Annotated in this window: 2 protein-coding genes and 1 pseudogene; all 3 read right to left on the reverse strand. The window is 53.8% G+C overall.

Translation table 11 applies throughout. The features are described 5' to 3' along the window. Positions 1-255 precede the first annotated feature (255 nt). Complete coding sequence (locus V6C07_RS07305) at positions 256-513, reverse strand: hypothetical protein (RefSeq protein ID WP_333535703.1); 258 nt, start codon at positions 511-513, stop codon at positions 256-258. 6 nt (positions 514-519) lie between these two features. Beyond that, positions 520-663, reverse strand: a complete 144-nt coding sequence (locus V6C07_RS07310; protein ID WP_333535704.1) for a hypothetical protein — start codon at positions 661-663, stop codon at positions 520-522. Positions 664-1,196: 533 nt separating this feature from the next. Further along, positions 1,197-1,400 (reverse strand): annotated as a pseudogene (locus V6C07_RS07315) (sigma-54-dependent transcriptional regulator); the annotation flags it as partial.

Genomic DNA, 1,400 nt, shown 5'->3' on the forward strand with positions numbered 1-1,400 from the left:
GAGCATTTAACACTTGAAATGCTCGCTTACGGCAGGCAAAAGCCTGCCTTCTCGCATTTCGTGGCAAGGATTTTCAAGAAAATCCTTGCAGAGCAGTTAACTCATTTCATTCGTTAACTGCTCTAGCCGCCCGCCGCGCAGCCGTACTGCAAAAGCAGGGAACAGGCAGCAGATGCCGCCATGAAAAAACATGCGTCAAAAGCGGAACCGACTGCCGGAAGCATTCCGGCAGGGCCGGGCGGGAACGGTGAGACCCTACTCCTCAAGCCAGGAGTCGTCTTCAAGCACCGTATAGCCGCGAACAACAAGATAGCTCACGCCGTCCGCCTCTTCGAGCAGCCCGGAAACCTCCACGGGAAGACTCACTGCATCATCCAGATCCACGCCAGCGCCGCGCGGCACGATGCGGTATTCCACATCGTCCTGAACCACGGCCACCCTGGCCTGCCGCGCATCCACAGAGCGTGGCATCGCCGTAACATACCCTTTGATGGTAATGGAATTCTTGTTCATACGCTGTTATATTGCCTTTAATAATCCGGTTTTTTTCGCTATAGCGCCTTTTATGCCGCGATGCAAGAACTCTTGCCCGGCTGCGCCCGCTTTTCTTTCATACCCGGAATATTGACGTGTACCGCCATCTTTCGGCAATTTTTCGCGCATGCCCGCCATGCCTGAAGGCAGGGGCAACAGAACCTTTGCAGCAACGCCGCGCCCGCCGGTTCCTCAGGGGCTTTACGTACGCCCCATCCTAGAGCAGATTAACTTTGAGAATATACATTCTCAAAGTTTAAGGCACGCTCACTTCGGCGTTTAATCGCGCAGATAAACTGCGCTTACGCCTCCGTAGCGAACGTCTGCTCACGCAGACGCCAGAACAATTTCAAAGTGAAATTGCTCTAGAGCAGATTAACTTTGAGAATATACATTCTCAAAGTTTAAGGCACGCTCACTTCGGCGTTTAATCGCGCAGATAAACTGCGCTTACGCCTCCGTAGCGAACGTCTGCTCACGCAGACGCCAGAGCAATTTCAAAGTGAAATTGCTCTGGACAGTGTCGTCACGAGATGAATTTCCTTGGTATATCAAGGAGAACGAGCCTTTTATGCAGGGAGTGTACTCTTATGGTACTCGACCGGAATAAAAGGCGAAGTTCGACGCAGAGATACCGGAAAAGGCGCTCGTGATGACACTGTCTACAGCCCGTGCTTTTTCATAAGCTCATACCAGTGCCCGCGCGAAACTCCGGCCATACCGGCGGCCTTGCGCGCATCGCCGTTGCTGGCGCTCCATACGCTTCGCACATAGGCTTCTTCGGCCCGGGCTTTCCATTGGCGCAGATCCGGCAGGTCATCGCCTACCGCACCCACGGGAGGCAGCCCAGGATACAGAACAGAAGA

The sequence above is a fragment of the Desulfovibrio sp. 1214_IL3152 genome, assembly GCF_036763055.1.
Lineage (GTDB): Bacteria > Desulfobacterota > Desulfovibrionia > Desulfovibrionales > Desulfovibrionaceae > Desulfovibrio.